19 protein-coding genes are annotated in these 15,369 nt (G+C 60.4%); 5 read left to right on the top strand and 14 right to left on the bottom strand.

All coding sequences use genetic code 11. The features are described 5' to 3' along the window. The first annotated feature begins 44 nt into the window (after positions 1-44). Positions 45-398, top strand: a complete 354-nt coding sequence (locus M2397_RS08240; RefSeq protein WP_131696208.1) for a hypothetical protein — start codon at positions 45-47, stop codon at positions 396-398. A 144-nt stretch (positions 399-542) separates the two neighbouring features. Here the strand turns inward: M2397_RS08240 and M2397_RS08235 are convergent, their stop codons facing one another. The 11 genes from M2397_RS08235 to M2397_RS08185 form a co-directional block, all read right to left on the bottom strand. Further along, on the bottom strand, positions 543-1,247 hold the full coding sequence (locus tag M2397_RS08235; RefSeq protein WP_131696209.1) for a YoaK family protein: 705 nt from the start codon (positions 1,245-1,247) through the stop codon (positions 543-545). Between the two features lie 69 nt (positions 1,248-1,316). Further along, positions 1,317-2,939 (bottom strand): ABC-F family ATP-binding cassette domain-containing protein, encoded by a 1,623-nt coding sequence (locus M2397_RS08230; protein WP_259242617.1) that lies wholly within the window; start codon positions 2,937-2,939, stop codon positions 1,317-1,319. A gap of 124 nt (positions 2,940-3,063) precedes the next feature. Next, positions 3,064-4,113 (bottom strand): DNA topoisomerase IB, encoded by a 1,050-nt coding sequence (locus M2397_RS08225; RefSeq protein WP_131696211.1) that lies wholly within the window; start codon positions 4,111-4,113, stop codon positions 3,064-3,066. A 79-nt stretch (positions 4,114-4,192) separates the two neighbouring features. Beyond that, positions 4,193-5,272 (bottom strand): molybdenum ABC transporter ATP-binding protein, encoded by a 1,080-nt coding sequence (gene modC, locus M2397_RS08220; protein WP_131696641.1) that lies wholly within the window; start codon positions 5,270-5,272, stop codon positions 4,193-4,195. Positions 5,273-5,277: 5 nt separating this feature from the next. Continuing rightward, positions 5,278-5,958 (bottom strand): molybdate ABC transporter permease subunit, encoded by a 681-nt coding sequence (gene modB / locus M2397_RS08215; protein ID WP_131696212.1) that lies wholly within the window; start codon positions 5,956-5,958, stop codon positions 5,278-5,280. After that, positions 5,959-6,717: a molybdate ABC transporter substrate-binding protein gene (modA, locus tag M2397_RS08210; RefSeq protein ID WP_167656287.1), complete on the bottom strand. Its 759-nt coding sequence runs from the start codon at positions 6,715-6,717 to the stop codon at positions 5,959-5,961. A 119-nt stretch (positions 6,718-6,836) separates the two neighbouring features. Next, entirely contained in the window at positions 6,837-7,895 is a 1,059-nt protein-coding gene (locus tag M2397_RS08205; RefSeq protein ID WP_259242616.1) for a nitronate monooxygenase family protein, read from the bottom strand. A gap of 105 nt (positions 7,896-8,000) precedes the next feature. Beyond that, positions 8,001-9,047, bottom strand: coding sequence for a bifunctional DNA-binding transcriptional regulator/O6-methylguanine-DNA methyltransferase Ada (ada, locus tag M2397_RS08200; RefSeq protein ID WP_131696215.1), 1,047 nt, complete (start codon positions 9,045-9,047; stop codon positions 8,001-8,003). A gap of 75 nt (positions 9,048-9,122) precedes the next feature. After that, positions 9,123-9,788 (bottom strand): DNA oxidative demethylase AlkB, encoded by a 666-nt coding sequence (gene alkB, locus M2397_RS08195; RefSeq protein ID WP_131696216.1) that lies wholly within the window; start codon positions 9,786-9,788, stop codon positions 9,123-9,125. A gap of 4 nt (positions 9,789-9,792) precedes the next feature. After that, the gene (locus M2397_RS08190; protein ID WP_167656289.1) at positions 9,793-9,960 is read right to left on the bottom strand and encodes a hypothetical protein; all 168 of its coding nucleotides are present in this window, start codon (positions 9,958-9,960) and stop codon (positions 9,793-9,795) included. Between the two features lie 24 nt (positions 9,961-9,984). After that, the gene (locus M2397_RS08185) at positions 9,985-10,287 is read right to left on the bottom strand and encodes a DUF1883 domain-containing protein (RefSeq protein WP_003173824.1); all 303 of its coding nucleotides are present in this window, start codon (positions 10,285-10,287) and stop codon (positions 9,985-9,987) included. A 212-nt stretch (positions 10,288-10,499) separates the two neighbouring features. Between M2397_RS08185 and M2397_RS08180 the strand changes: the two genes are divergently transcribed. Both M2397_RS08180 and M2397_RS08175 read left to right on the top strand, forming a co-directional pair. Next, entirely contained in the window at positions 10,500-10,850 is a 351-nt protein-coding gene (locus M2397_RS08180) for a hypothetical protein (protein ID WP_131696217.1), read from the top strand. Positions 10,851-10,870: 20 nt separating this feature from the next. Further along, on the top strand, positions 10,871-11,101 hold the full coding sequence (locus M2397_RS08175; RefSeq protein ID WP_027606591.1) for a hypothetical protein: 231 nt from the start codon (positions 10,871-10,873) through the stop codon (positions 11,099-11,101). 9 nt (positions 11,102-11,110) lie between these two features. Here the strand turns inward: M2397_RS08175 and M2397_RS08170 are convergent, their stop codons facing one another. Further along, positions 11,111-11,392 carry a hypothetical protein gene (locus M2397_RS08170; protein ID WP_027606590.1) on the bottom strand — a complete coding sequence of 94 codons (282 nt, stop codon included), beginning with the start codon at positions 11,390-11,392 and terminating at the stop codon, positions 11,111-11,113. A gap of 141 nt (positions 11,393-11,533) precedes the next feature. Further along, a complete protein-coding gene (locus M2397_RS08165) occupies positions 11,534-11,719 on the bottom strand; it encodes a hypothetical protein (protein WP_131696218.1) in 186 nt (61 codons plus the stop codon). A 309-nt stretch (positions 11,720-12,028) separates the two neighbouring features. Between M2397_RS08165 and galU the strand changes: the two genes are divergently transcribed. Together galU and gorA are read left to right on the top strand one after the other, a co-directional pair. Next, positions 12,029-12,868 carry a UTP--glucose-1-phosphate uridylyltransferase GalU gene (gene galU / locus M2397_RS08160; protein WP_003212579.1) on the top strand — a complete coding sequence of 280 codons (840 nt, stop codon included), beginning with the start codon at positions 12,029-12,031 and terminating at the stop codon, positions 12,866-12,868. Between the two features lie 99 nt (positions 12,869-12,967). Continuing rightward, a complete protein-coding gene (gene gorA, locus M2397_RS08155) occupies positions 12,968-14,326 on the top strand; it encodes a glutathione-disulfide reductase (RefSeq protein ID WP_131696219.1) in 1,359 nt (452 codons plus the stop codon). Here the strand turns inward: gorA and M2397_RS08150 are convergent, their stop codons facing one another. After that, on the bottom strand, positions 14,327-15,334 hold the full coding sequence (locus M2397_RS08150) for a DNA-binding protein (protein WP_184742328.1): 1,008 nt from the start codon (positions 15,332-15,334) through the stop codon (positions 14,327-14,329). Between the last annotated feature and the right edge of the window lie 35 nt (positions 15,335-15,369).

Below are 15,369 nucleotides of genomic sequence, written 5' to 3'. Positions count from 1 at the left end.
TTGCGGCAATGGTACAGTCGCGTTTTTTCCAACGAGGCAATGGCATGCACAAGGTGGTAATGGGCGCATTGGTATTGGTAGCACTGGCCGGTTGCGCGGGATCGAAGATGAACGAGGCGCGCTTGGGTGCTCCGTACAAGGCCATGGCATCGGACAAGGCCACGCTGGTGGTTGCCGAGTGCATTCAGTTTGGCTGGCAGGACGAAAGCGTGTTTGGCGTCGACGCCGGAGGCTTCAAAGAGCCGAACGGCGCCGGTGGCTTCACCGTCTACACCACGGGTGGCGATTACTTCGTCGACGTGCAAAGCGCCGGCGCCGGTTCGTCCGTCAAGTACTACGCCGTTGAAGATACGATGCCGGCCAAACGTCGTTTGGCCGCACTCGCGACTTGTCTGTAGTCCGTTGCCTTAGTCATTTTGGGAAACGCCCGGCGGGACAGCCGTTGGACATTCGCTTATGATTCAATCCGCCCGCCCGACATAATGGCTCTTTACCAGTACACGGACGTCGAGGCCTAACCGTCGGGCGGGCACCTTTGTTCCTTATCGCGGCATAAAACCCAAATGCCAGCGCCGGGGAATCTTCAGCGACACCAGCCCCAACACCCCCGCCAATACACCGCTGACCACCAGCGCCCTCAGCCCCATGTGCTGCTCCAGCAACGCGCCGATCACCGCGCCTACAAACATTCCCGCCCAAGGAATCAGTTGCACCCGCCAGCCATTACGGCGCTCCCCCAGCATCCAGCGTCCCAGTCCGCGCCCGAAGCGTGACAGCGCGCCAGTGACGTAGGTAAGACCCACCGGCAAGCCGTTGACCTCTTCCACGGCTGCGTTGAGCATGCCCATCGCGATAATCGCCGCCAGCAGCGCGGGCAATGTATCGGCGAAGGGCAACAAGGCTGCGCCGCAGAGCAACGTTGCAATACACAGCAGCAGGGGCAGGGCATGGCGCCGGCTGAGACGGCTGACCACTACACCCAAGGCGTTACCGGCGACGAATGTGGCGACCAGCAACAGCAGGCGTGCGGTCAAGCCGAGATCCCCAACACTGATGGCCACTGCCAGGCGCGTGGTGTTGCCGCTCATGAACGAAACAAAGTCGCCGCTGGCCATAAAGCCGATGGCGTCAGTCATGCCCGCCAATACCGAAAGGCTGGCCACCAGCATCAGGCCGACGCGGCCCCGCCAGCGCTTTTGATGGGCCAGTGCGGCGTTGGCATACGGCTTGTGGGGCGAAGGCAACATAGGGCCGGCTTCCTCGGTGAGATTATCCGGCCACTACCCTAGGACGCTTTGATTGCGCGCGCAATGACCTCAGACACTCTCCAGGCGCCAACCCTCAGTCTCCCACGTCAAAAGGTGAGTCGGCTTGATCGCCTGAACGAATGCTTCGTCATGGGAGACCGCCACCATCGCCCCGGTAAAACCTCGCAACGCCTGCTCGAAAGCGTTCACCGATTCCAGGTCCAGGTGGTTGGTTGGCTCGTCGAGCAACAGCAGTTGCGCGGGTGTCTCACGCCACAGCGCAATCGCCATCGCGGCTTTCAAACGCTCGCCGCCGCTGAGGTGCGCGGCCGGTTGTGTCACCCGCAGGGCATCCAGTTGCAGCAACGCCAGGCGCGTACGCAGTTCGGCTTCGGCCAGTGGTGTGTCGAGCAGGTTGAGCTGCTCGACGACGGAGCGCCGGTCGTCCAGCAGCGCCAGGTGCTGATCGATATAGGCACTGGGCACAAACACGTGGCATTCACCGCTGAGCGGCTGCCATTGGCCTGCCAGCAGCTTGAGCAAGGTGGATTTTCCGCAGCCGTTTGGCCCACGCACGGCAACGCGCACCGGGCCCATCAGGTTAAGGGTGAGCGCTGGGTGGTCCAGCCACGGTAACCGGGCATTGACCAGGGCCAACACCTGTCGGCCATTGGGTACCGCTGAGCCTGGCAAAGCCAACAAGGTGGGGGATTCATCGATGACGCGCGCATAGGCCTGGCGCACCAGGTCATCCAACCGGGCTTTGTCGGCGAGGTGTGCGCGGTGCCGTGTGTCGACGACCTCGGTGGCGGCGTTTTTCCACCGAGCCCTGGTAAACCGGTCCACGTTGGCGGTCTCTGCGTGTTTGCGCGATTGGGCGGCGTTACGTTGCAGGTTATCGTGGTCCATTTGCAGGCGCCGACGTTCGCGGCTGCGTGCCTGGCGAGCGTGTTCCAACGCAGCGATGGCGGCCTGTTGCTGCCCGTCGTGTTGGGTGCGATAAGCCTGGTAGTTACCGCCATACACCTGTGGTCCGAGGGGCGATAGTTCGACGATGCGGCCCATGGTGTCGAGCAATTGCCGATCATGGCTGACCACCACCAGGCCGCCGCGCCAATCCTTCAGCACACGCAGTAACCAGGTGCGGCCAGCCCTGTCGAGGTGGTTGGTGGGTTCATCCAGCACCAGCAGTTGGGGGGCGGCCAACAGCGCACCGATTACCGCGACTCGAGCCAATTGGCCGCCACTGAGTCGCTCGGCCGGCGCTGCAAAACCGAGTTGTTCCAGACCTGCTGCATCCAGGGCCCGGCGCAAACGATCGGTAAGGTCCCAGCGATCGTCGATCAGCGCCAGGTCGTCGACCTGCGCTTCGCCCCGGGCCATGCGTTCAAGGGCCGCCAATGCCTCGGCGACCCCGGCAATGTGGGCGACGGTTCCCCCTGCGGTCACCGCCAGGTACTGCGGCACATAGGCCACGCTGGCCGCGCAATCGAGTGAGCCGCTGGTGGGTAGCAGCACTCCGGCGATGAGTTTGGCGAGGATACTTTTGCCCCGTCCATTGCGCCCCACTATGCCGGTGGGTGTGTGGTCGATGGACAGGCTCAGGTCGTCCAGCAAGGTCTCGCCGTTGGCGAACTCGAAGCACAGGTGTTGCAGGGAAACCAATACGGGCAGCCGGTTGACGTCAGTCATCAGCACCTCCAAAAAAATGTCGAACAGGCCAACAAGCGCGCCTTGCGGCTTGTTGCAGATACATTTTGGAAGGCTTAGTGGTTCACGTCGGCGGTCGTCCCGGGAGTCAGAAGGGAGGCAGAGCCTAACCCGCCTTGGCTTTCTGGGGCAAGTCGGCGGCCAGTTGCTCAAGGAACATCGCCAAGGCGACTTCCTCGGCCTTCAGGCCTTTGCGCAGCCGTGGCTTGGGCAGCTTGGACAATTCACCCAGGCTGAAATGCTCCAGCACGGCCGGGTGGATATAACACTTGCGACACACGGCGGGCGTGTTGCCCAACTGTTTGGCGACATCCTTGACCATCGCCACCACATGTCGCTTGGCGTCGGATTCCGGTTGCCATTCCAACTCCCGCAGCACCGCCAGCGCCATGGCGGTGCCAGCCCAGGTGCGGTAATCCTTGGCGGTGAAGTCGGCACCGGTAAGGTCGTGCAGGTAGGCGTTGACGTCATGGGAACTGACGGTGTGCCGCTCGCCGTCCTCGTCCAGGTACTGGAAAAGATTTTGCCCTGGTAACTCCAGGCAGCGCTTGACCACTGTGGCCAGGCGCCGGTCCTTGACGCTGACCTGGTGCTCCACGCCACTCTTGCCGCGAAACTGGAACTGGATTTCGCTGCCTTTCACATCCACATGGCGGTTGCGCAGGGTGGTCAGCCCGTAGGATTTGTTGTCGCGTGCATATTGGGTATTGCCGACACGGATCAGCGTGGCGTCCAGCAGCATCACCACCGTGGCCAGGACTTTTTCGCGGGTGAAGCCGGGTTCGGCGATCTGCGCTTCCAGCTGTCTGCGCAGTTTCGGCAGGGCGTTGCCGAATTCCTGCAGCCGAGCGTACTTGTCACTGTCACGCACCTCGCGCCAGCGCGCGTGATAGCGGTACTGTTTGCGCCCACGGGCGTCGCGGCCGGTGGCTTGCAGGTGGCCGCGCGGGTCGGCGCAGATCCACACGTCGGTATAGGCCGGAGGGACGGCGAGGGCGTTCAGGCGCTTGATCTCATCGGCGTCCTGGATGCGCTCGCCCTTGGCGTCGAAGTACTGGAATTTGCCGCGCAGCTTCTTGCGGCGGATGCCGGGCTGGGTGTCGTCAACGTAATGCAGGTCGCGGGGCAGGTCGGCGGGCAGCGCGGAGTCGGGCATGGTGCGGTTTCCTTGGAAGCAGAACAGGCCGGTATGCCTGATTGACCGCAGCTGTGTGCGGTCGTGCCAAAAAGGTTTCTTACGCCAGTACAGCGACCGCTTTGATTTGTGCCCACATCGATTGGCCGGGATGCAGTTGCAACTGGTCACGGGAGAACCGCGTGATACGCGCCAGCAACGGCGTGCCATCCGCGTCCAGGCGCACGAGCACATGGGCGCTGTTATCCGCTGCAATCTCTTGGGTAACCGTCACCGGCAGGCGGTTGAGGATGCTGCTGTGCTCTCCGGCGTGCAGGCTGAGGCTGACGTCGCGCGCCTGTACCTTGACCCGCAACGCCTTGCCCAACGCCAGCGGTGCATGGGCCACGCGCAGATGCTGGGCACTGTCGGGCAGTTGCAGCGTGAGCAGTTGGTAGTGATCGTCGTAGGCGCTGACGCTGCCGTTGATCACCACGCCCGCGTCGTCCCCCAACGCCAGGGGCAGGTCGAGCCGCGCCAGGGTTTCGCCGATGGGACCACTGGCCAGCGCCTTGCCGTCGCTGAGCAACACGATGTGATCGGCCAGGCGTGCCACCTCATCCTGGGCATGGCTGACGTACAGCATGGGGATGTCCAGTTCGTCGTGCAGGCGTTCCAGGTAGGGCAGGATTTCACCTTTGCGCTTGCTGTCGAGAGCGGCCAGGGGCTCATCCATCAACAGTAGTTTTGGGCTGGTGAGCAGGGCACGGGCGATACCGATACGCTGGCGTTCACCGCCGGACAAGTGTTGGGGGTGACGCTCAAGCAGATGGCCGATCCCCAGCAACTCCGTAGCCTGAAGCATATCCACCCGGCGTTGCGGGCGCGCGATGCGTTTGAGACCGAACTCCAGGTTGGCCCGCACCGACAGATGGGGGAACAGGCTCGGCTCCTGGAACACGTAGCCGAGCGCGCGCTTGTGCGGCGGCACGAATAGCCCGTTGCGGCTGTCTTGCCAGACTTCATCGTTGATCTGGATAAACCCGTCTTCGGCGCGCTCCAGCCCGGCGATGCAGCGCAGGCAGGTGGTCTTGCCGGAGCCCGAGTGCCCGTACAGCGCAGTCACCCCACGGCCGGGCAACTGCAGGTCCACGTCCAGGGCAAAGCCTGGGTACTTCACGTTCAGGCGCACATTGATCATCGACATCAGCTCCAGCCCATCTTGGTTTTACGGCTGGAGTAGAGCGCCAGCAACACGAGGAACGCGAATACCACCATGGCGCCCGCCAGCCAATGGGCCTGGGCATACTCCATGGCTTCGACGTGATCGTAGATCTGCACCGAGACCACACGGGTTTTGTCCGGGATATTGCCGCCGATCATCAGCACCACGCCGAATTCGCCGACGGTATGCGCAAAGCCCAGAATGGCCGCGGTAACAAATCCCGGGCGCGCCAGGGGCAGGATCACGGTGAAGAAGGTGTCCCAGGGATTGGCGCGTAGGGTCGCGGCCACTTCCAATGGGCGAGTGCCGATGGCGGAGAAGGCGTTTTGCAACGGCTGCACCACGAACGGCATGGAATAGATCACCGAACCAATCACCAGCCCGGCGAAGCTGAAGGTGAGGGTGCCCAGGCCGAGCCATTGGGTGAACTGGCCAACGTAGCCATGGGGCCCCATGGTCAACAGCAGGTAGAAACCGATTACCGTGGGCGGCAGTACCAACGGCAGGGCCACCACCGCGCCGATAGGGCCGCGCCACCATGAACGGGTGCGCGACAGCCACAAGGCGATCGGAGTGCCGATGACCAGCAGGATCACCGTGGTCAGTGACGCCAGTTTGAGGGTCAACCAGATTGCGGAAAAATCGGCACTCGACAGGGGCATTTATTTGGCCAGCTCATAACCGTAGGACTTGATAACGGCAGCGGCTTTCGGCCCCTTGAGGTACTCGACCAGGGCCTTGGCTGCGGCGCTGTCTTTGCCCTTGTTGAGGATCACCGCGTCTTGTTTGATCGGGTCGTGCAGGGTGGCAGGGACGATCCAGGCCGAACCGCTGGTGACTTTGCCGTCTTTATAGATCTGCGACAAGGCGACGAAACCCAACTCGGCATTGCCGGTGGAGACAAACTGAAAGGCCTGAGTGATGTTCTGGCCTTCGACGAGCTTGTCCTTGACCTTCTCGGTCAACCCTTCCTTGGCCAGCACCTGGGTAGCGGCGAGGCCATAAGGCGCGGCTTTCGGGTTGGCGATGGACAGGTGCTTGAATTCGTTTCTCTTCAAGACCTCACCCTTGGCGTCCACATACCCTTCCTTGGCCGACCACAGCGCCAGGGTGCCCACGGCGTAGGTGAAGCGCGAGCCTTTGACGGTGTCGCCTTCGCTTTCGAGTTTCTGCGGGGTGGTGTCGTCGGCACTCAGGAATACTTCGAACGGCGCGCCGTTCTTGATCTGGGTGTAGAACTGCCCGGTGGCGCCGTAGGCCGCGACCAGCTTATGGCCGGTGTCTTTTTCGAAGTCGGCGGCAATCGCCTGGATCGGTGCGGTGAAGTTGGCCGCTACGGCTACCTGGACCTCATCGGCATGGGCCGAACCGACAGCGAACGCGGCGGCCAGCATGGTCAGGCGTAAGGCGTGAATCTTCATGAAGCAGCTCCTTGGGGACTGTACGGCCTGTTATAGGTAGAAAATGTAACCGCTGTGTATGGGAATATATAGCGGTTGGCCATTGCCGGTACAGTGCAAAGTTGCCGCAGGTGAAGGCGCTATTTGAGCTTTGCTAAAGCCTGCTCGGCCAATTCGCGGGTCAGTTCATAGGTGCTTGTGTCTTTACCCAGGCGTAGCGCCTGGCCGGACCACAGGTTGCTGAAGTCTGCTTCGTCCTTGGCCTTGAGTGGTATTAATGCGCCGCCGGACCTGGGAAACGCGGGTGCCGTGGGGTTGATCGCTCCCAGCTCACGCATTGCCCGGTTAATGATGCCCCGTGCCGGGCGCCCGGTGAACAGGTTGGTCAGGGCGGTTTCGCTGGCCTGTGCATGGCGCAGCGCATGGTGATGGGAGGCTGTGATCGTGGCTTCGGGGGTGAACAGATACGCCGTACCGATCTGTACCGCTGAAGCGCCCAACGCCAAGGCTGCGACGATGCCACGTGCATCGCCAATACCACCGGCCGCAATCACTGGTACGGTCACCGCGTCGACGATCTGCGGCACCAATGCCATCAGGCCTATCTGGCTGTTGAGGTCGTCGCTCAGGAACATCCCGCGATGCCCCCCGGCTTCAATGCCCATGGCAATAATCGCGTCGCAACCGTGCTGCTCCAGCCAGATCGCCTCTTCAACGGTGGTGGCTGACGACAGCACCTTGGCGCCGGTGGCTTTTACCCGATCCAGCAGGGATTTTTCCGGCAGGCCAAAGTGAAAACTGACGACCTCGGGCCGGAACGCTTCAACCACCTGGCAAGCCGCGTCGTTGAACGGTGCGCGATCGGAAACCGGCGTTGGCGCCTCAAAATCGGCACCCAGCTCGCGGTAGTAGGGCTCCAGCAGAGCCTTCCAGCGTCGATCACGTTCTTCGTCGGCGGCAGGGGGCTGGTGGCAAAAAAAGTTGACGTTGATGGGGCGCGTACTCGCCTGGCGAATGCTGGTCAGCGCGGCGCGCAGTTGCTCGATGCTCAGTGTGGCCGCCGGCATCGATCCCAGGGCGCCCGCTTCGTTGGTGGCGATGACCATGGCGGCGGTCGTGGCACCGGCCATCGGCGCCTGGATGATAGGCACGTCGATGCCGAGCAGGTCGAGAATGCGGGTGTCTGGCCAGGTGCTCATGGGATGCGTCTCCAGCGTCAGTCGGTTTTTTCGCTGTTTTAGCAGGGTACCTGGCACCCGGCCAGTCTGTTTTATTCACTGGACGAGGTGGGCTTTTCGTGCGCGTCAGTGGTCTTTTTCGCGATCGAGCAGCTGCCGCTTGCGCTCAACCCCCCAGCGATAGCCGGATAAATCACCATTGCTGCGCACCACCCGATGACAGGGAATCGCCACCGCCAGGCTGTTCGCTCCGCAGGCTTGGGCCACCGCGCGAAAAGACGTGGGTGCGCCGATACGCTGGGCGATCTGCGCGTAGCTGGCCGTGCTGCCCACCGGGATTTCGCGCAAGGCCTGCCATACCCGCTCCTGAAACGCCGTGCCGCGCAGGTCCAGCGGCAGGTCCAGGCCCAGGGCGGGAGCCTCGATAAACCCCACCACTTGGGCGATCAGCTGTTCGAAACGACGGTCGGCGCCCACGAGGTTGGCCTTGGGGAATTGGTCCTGCAGGTCGCGCACCAGTTTGTCCGGGTCATCCCCCAATAGAATCGCACACACACCTCGGGCACTCTGCGCCACCAGGATCGCACCCAACGAGCATTGCCCGACGGCAAATAGAATTTGGTTGTTGGTGCCGCCGGCCTTGTAGTCGCTGGGCGTCATGCCGAGCAATTGGTTGGCCGACTCATAAAAGCGGCTGTTGGAATTGAAGCCGGCTTCATACAGCGCATCGGTTACCGAATGCGGGCCCTTGAGCCCCTGGCGCACCTTGCGTGAGCGATGGGCGCTGGCGTAACCCTTGGGCGTCAGGCCGGTCACGCCTTTGAACACGCGGTGGAAATGGAACGGGCTCAGTCCGGCCCGGCTCGCCAGCGTGTTGAGGCTGGGCGCGGTGTCGGCGTGTTCGATCTGCCGGCACGCGTCAGCCACCAGTTGCGCATGCTGCGCAGCCAGCTGCGTCTGGTCACCGGCTGCGCGTTTACTGGCGCGATAACCGGCGGCCTCGGCCTGTGCCGGGGTGTCGAAAAACTCGATATTTTCCGGGCGGGGCAATCGCGAGGCGCTGCTCGGGCGGCAATACACACCAGTGGTTTTTACGCCGTAGACGAACAGCCCGTCGGCTTTCGGATCGCGGGCAAGAATCGCAGCCCAGCGCAGATCTTGTTCGGTAGTCATAGTTGGCACTCTTGACGGATCCTGGCCAGATTAGCCGTGCCGCAGTGGCCTGGCACTCCGAAGCTTGCGGTCAAATCAGCCGGCGGTGCGAAAAGTGAGGTTGATACGTTGCGGGCCCATGATCGGGTGCACGCCTTCCTTGATCGGCGTCACCCCATGAAAGCGCAGCCGATCGACCCCGCCCCAGACCACCACATCACCATGGAACAGCGAGACCTTGCGGGTCTTGTCACTACGCGCGTGACCACCAAACAGGAAAACTGCCGGCAGTCCAAGGGATATCGACACGACGGGCTCGCTGTAGCGACGTTCATTCTTGTCCTGGTGCAAGGACATTTTCGCGCCCGGAACATAACGATTGATCAAGCAGGCGTCGGGGGCAAAGTCGACAAACCCAGCGTCTGCTGCGGCTTCTATGGCCAGTTGGCGCAAGGTGTCCGGCAGCGCTGGCCAGGGCTGCCGGGTGCGAGGGTCCAGGGGCGTATAGCGGTAGCCGCTGGTGTCGCTGGTCCAGCCCAGCGCGCCGCAACTGCTCAAGGCTGCCGACATGGTAAAGCCACCGGGCGTAACCATTTGCCGAAACGGCGATTGCGCCAGCACACGGCGCAGTTCTGGTAGAAGGCGCTCAATCCAGGGCAGGGCATATCCCCTAAGCACGTAGGACTGTTCGCCGATCTGCTCACGTGCTGCTGGTTGTTGCAGGGCGTCATCGGCGAACAAGTCATCTGTGGGCCCGGGCATTGCCTTACAGCGCCTTGCTCACGTTGATGTCGGTGATTTCATCGCTGGTATCGTGGATTTTCGCCAGGGCTTGCAGGGCCTCTTCTACGCTGTTGGTGGTAAGTTGGGCGAACTCAAAGCGGCGTTCGCCATTGAGCTTGTACTTGATCACGTATTTGGTAGTGGTGGTCACGGTGATTTCCTGTGGCTGTTCGAGTCAGCTCAGCTTGGTGCTGGTGCGACGTACGATGCGAATCTTGTGGGACAACGCAGGCTTGCGCGTGACGCTGATTGCGCGGCGTGTCACCACGTCCAGGGTGATATTCCAGAACCCGGTGCTGGGTGCAGTGATCTTGGCGGGGAACTTGTCGAACGCGCCGCCGTGGTACGTGTGGCGGCCGCCATTCTTGAAACTGCGAAAATTTGCGTCACTCATCAGGCGAATATTACAAGTCTGCGAGCATTCGATGACGACAATGTCCCCCTCGTTGAGGTGCTCGCGCTGGTGGATAAATTTCATGAGGGTGTCTCCAGAAGGGCTTTTTCTGAAAAATCAGAATGATACGTAGGTTAAGATGGAGTTTATCAGCCCCAGCGCGTTTATTATCGGCCCGTCTTCAACGGCGTCGACAATTTAAAACAGTTATTTACCGAGTTATAAGAGATAAATCCTACGTGGGCGGGAGAAAATTACTATCTCCGCTGTCGTAGGGTCTTTAATGGAGGATTTGTATGAAGTGGAGTGTGTTGGTTCTGGCCTTGGCGATAGGTGGGTGTGCTTCGGTTGCAGATATCAAGCAGACCCCGCCGACGTTGGCCGTCATCTCCGGGAAAAAACCCCAGGAGTACGCCGCGTGTGTGGTAAGAAAATTGTCGGCCACCCGTCGGCCGCCGCAGATTGAACCGCATAAAGACGGTGTCCAAGTCATCGTGCCGCAGAAACTTTCCGCCGATCCTTCGGCAATTTTCGATATTGAAGAGCGCTCCAGCGGTAGCAGCATCAAGCTCTACGAGAGCATGTCCAACGTGCCTATCCGCCCGGGTGACGTGAAAAAGGCCGGTGAAGAGTGCATTTCCGGTTGATGCCGCTGGGGAAAGCCGATATGAAGCGTGAACACGTCAAAGCCCGTCATGCCGAGGGTGAAATCTCGGCCACCCATGTCATCCAGAACCCCGCCGATCTGGGCGAGTGGATCGTCTTCTTCAAGAAAAGCGGCGGTCGCAGCTTTTTTCTGGTGGATGATCAGGATGAAGTCGAGTCCTTTGCCAGTCTTGACGAACTCAGCGAGATCCTTCGGGAGCTGGGCATCAAATTTGCCGAGATCCACCTATAACCCTCGGGGTTACTTGCAGACCACCACCACACTGCGACTTTTGTAGTTGCCCACATCCTGGCCCAGGGTCTTGTCGCTTTCTTTCAGCGATGGCGTGCCCTCGGTGCCGACAATGCGATAGCCGGTGCCTGCGCAGGAGGCATCGGCTTTTTCGTAGCAACTGGCCCAGGAGTTGGCTTCACCTGAACAGTCGATGGTCAGGCCTTGCTCGCCGTTTTTGAGGTAGACATCGGAAGTGGTGGTGCAGCCGGCAAGTGCCAGTACCGCAGTCAGTGCCAGAAATTTGTTCATGTGTGTTCGTCGTCGAGGGTGTGGGAGGGGCGCTGACACTGTCGTGGGGCGTTTTTGAAAGATTATAGCGAACTGCCATCTAGGTACAGGCAAAACCCAAAAAAGCCCCTGGTTCGGGGCTTTTTGCACAGGCCTGCAGGCTTACTTGCCCTTCGGCCTTTTGCTCGATGCGTGGCCCGCTTCATCCACAAATACTTCGGCGACCGCGATCGCCATGCTTTCGCTCTCGAACACGCCCGCGACGCTGTCTCCGTGGAAGTTGATCAGGTGCCAGCCGTCCGCTCGCTTGGTGATCAGGTAGCCGTTCACGCCTTTTGGTTCTGACATCTATTAACAATCTCGTGGTCTGATTCAAGGGCGTAATGATAGCGCCAAATGTCCCAATGCCGCGCAAGTTATTCCAGGTCAGTGTTCTGGGCTGAAAAGCGTGCTAAAAGGGTTGCAGCCCCTTTAAACATGAGGAAACGGGTTTTTTTACCGTGACGGCAGAGTCGCTCTTTGTAAGATCAGCGGAACTTACGCCGACATTTTTTCTCTATGATGACATCGCAACGCCAGCAGAACCCATTGTAAGGTGACTGCGGCCTGATTAGACTGCGCCGAACTCCGTACGCACAGCCCTTTGTAAGGACTTATATGATCAAGAAATGCTTGTTCCCAGCAGCCGGTTACGGCACTCGCTTCTTGCCAGCGACCAAGGCCATGCCCAAAGAGATGCTGCCGGTGGTAAACAAGCCACTGATTCAGTACGGCGTCGAAGAGGCACTGGATGCCGGTTTGAACGAAATCTCTATCGTCACCGGTCGCGGTAAGCGCGCACTGGAAGACCATTTCGACATCAGCTACGAGCTGGAAAACCAAATCAAGGGCACCGACAAGGAAAAATACCTGGTCGGCATCCGCAAGCTGCTGGACGAGTGCTCGTTCTCCTACACCCGTCAGACCCAAATGAAAGGTCTGGGCCACGCCATCCTGACCGGCCGCCCGTTGATTGGTGACGAGCCGTTCGCCGTCGTACTCGCGGACGACCTGTGTGTGAACCTGGAAGGCGACGGCGTACTGACCCAGATGGTCAAGCTGTACCAGAAATACCGTTGCACCATCGTTGCGGTTCAAGAGGTTGATCCTCAAGAGACCAACAAGTACGGCGTGATTGCCGGTGACGACATTGGTGATGGTCTGATCCGCGTACGTGACATGGTTGAAAAACCGGCGCCTGAAGATGCACCGTCTAACCTGGCGATCATCGGTCGTTACATTCTGACTCCGGACATCTTCAAGCTGATCGAAGAAACCGAGCCAGGCAAGGGTGGCGAGATCCAGATCACCGACGCCCTGTTGAAGCAGGCCAAAGACGGTTGCGTGATCGCCTACAAGTTTAAGGGTCGTCGTTTTGACTGCGGTGGCGCCGAAGGCTACATCGAAGCCACCAACTTCTGCTACGAGCACTTCTACAAGACAGGCAAAGCTTACTGATTCACGCTGACCTGCCTTTGAAAAGCCACCTTCGGGTGGCTTTTTCGTTTTTCAGCCCCATGTAAGTCGGTATGCTGATGTCCTGCCGAGGAGAATGAAATGGCCTACGATTTTGACCTGTATGTAATTGGCGCCGGTTCCGGCGGTGTTCGCGCGGCGCGCTTTGCTGCAGGCTTTGGGGCCAAGGTGGCCGTGGCGGAAAGTCGCTACCTGGGTGGCACCTGCGTAAACGTTGGCTGCGTGCCGAAGAAACTATTGGTGTACGGCGCACATTTTGCCGAAGACTTCGAGCAAGCCAGTGGCTTTGGCTGGTCCCTGGGGGAAGCGAATTTTGATTGGGCGACCCTGATCGCCAACAAGGATCGCGAGATCAATCGCCTCAATGGCATCTACCGCAACCTGTTGGTCAACAGTGGCGTGACCCTGCATGAAGGCCATGCGCGCCTGGTTGATCCGCACCAGGTGGAAATCAATGGCGAGCGTTTTACAGCCAGGCACATCCTGATCGCTACCGGGGGCTGGCCGCAGATTCCGGATATTCCGGGACGTGAGCACGCGATAGGCTCCAATGAGGCGTTCTTCCTCAAAGAGTTGCCCAAGCGTGTGCTGGTGGTAGGTGGCGGTTATATCGCGGTTGAGTTCGCCGGGATTTTCCATGGCTTGGGCGCGCAGACGTCATTGCTGTATCGCGGCGATCTGTTCCTGCGCGGCTTTGATGGTTCAGTGCGCACGCACCTTAAAGAGGAACTGACCAAGCGTGGCCTGGACCTGCAATTTAATGCCGATATCGAACGTATCGACAAACAAGCCGATGGCAGCCTTAAGGCAACCTTGAAAGACGGTCGCGTGCTGGAGGCCGATTGCGTGTTCTATGCCACCGGCCGGCGGCCGATGCTGGATAACCTGGGCTTGGAAAATACCGGTGTCAAACTGGATGAGCGAGGTTTCGTCCAGGTGAACGACCAGTACGAGACCACCGAAGCGTCGATCCTGGCAATCGGCGATGTGATCGGCCGTGTGCAGCTGACGCCGGTGGCGCTTGCCGAAGGCATGGCAGTAGCGCGTCGCTTGTTCAAGCCCGAGCAATACCGTCCGGTGGATTACGCAATGATCCCGACAGCGGTATTCAGCCTGCCGAATATCGGCACGGTCGGCCTGACGGAGGAGGAGGCGAAGAAGAATGGGCACCGGGTGCAGATCTTCGAAAGCCGTTTCCGCCCGATGAAGCTGACCTTGACCGAGTGCCAGGAAAAAACCTTGATGAAGCTGGTGGTCGATGCCGACACCGACAGGGTGTTGGGCTGCCACATGGTCGGTCCGGACGCGGGCGAGATCGTCCAGGGCCTGGCGATCGCGCTCAAGGCGGGCGCGACCAAGCAGCACTTCGATGAAACCATCGGCGTGCATCCCACGGCGGCGGAAGAGTTCGTCACCATGCGCACGCCTGTGGCGGACTGATCAGGTGGGTGGTGTTGCCTCTGGCGTCGCTGCAACGGCGGCCGCCAGGCGCAACGCTTCGATAGTGGCGTGGGCCTTCATAAGCTCCAGTTCCAGGTGCTTGTTGGTGTGCCCGTGCTCAGCCAGCGCTTGTTGGCGTGACTCGCTTTCAAGCAAGGCCACCCGCAGGCGTTCCTGAAGCAGGGTGCGCTCGCTGTCGATCTGGTTCACGTGTTCGTTCAGTTTCAGTTGCTGGGCCTGGCCTTTGCGGGTTTCTTCCAGCAGCGCAGCCAATTCCTTTGTCGTCACTCGGTGCTCGATCAGCAAGCGCTCATTGTCGCGATGCAGCTGGGTGATCTCATCTTGGCGAACCATTGCGCTTTGCTGGGCTTGGCGCAGTTCTGCCTGTACTTGCTGCAGCTGGCCTTCGTGGCGCCGCTGTTCCTGCTCGCGCTGCTCTTTGATCGCATTGCGGTAGTGCTCCAGCGCCTCGCGGGCGTGCAGGTGCTTTTCTTCCAGCGAGCGAATCTGCTCGTCCTTGTCGCTGATCCGCAGTTCGTAATCACTGCAGGCCTGGCTGAGCCCAGCGTTGCGGGTTTGCTCGGTTTGCAGGCTGGTACTGGTGGTTTGCAGGGCGGCGCTTTCTTCTGCCAGGGCGGCCGCTTGAATATCGAATTGCTGCTTGAGTTCGGCGTGAGCTTCTTCAAGCGCCTCGATCTGGGCGAGCAGGGCGGCTTTTTGCTGTTCGAACTGCGCCAGGGCCAGGTCAATCGGCTCTTGAGCTTTCTCCTTCAAGCGCAGCGCCAACCGTGCAACCAGTTCACCCAACTCGTCGTCAATCGGGGCTTCGGTAATGGTCAGGCGGGCTTCGCTGTCGTCCAGCTCCTTCAAATAGCGGTGGATCGTGGTCTTCGAGCCGGTATTACCCATCTCGATGCGTACCGCGTCGATGCTGGGGTTCTCGCCACGGGCAAGGATCGCCAGGCGTGCCGTTTGAACTACTGCTTTATTAATGCCGCCGCGAGCCATGGGGTCTCCGTCGATTTAGTACTGTGGTATGTATT

Source organism: Pseudomonas sp. BIGb0381 (genome assembly GCF_024809815.1).
Classification (GTDB): Bacteria; Pseudomonadota; Gammaproteobacteria; order Pseudomonadales; family Pseudomonadaceae; genus Aquipseudomonas.
The sequence above is the reverse complement of the archived record's forward strand: the minus strand, read 5'-3'. Positions and strand labels throughout refer to the sequence as shown.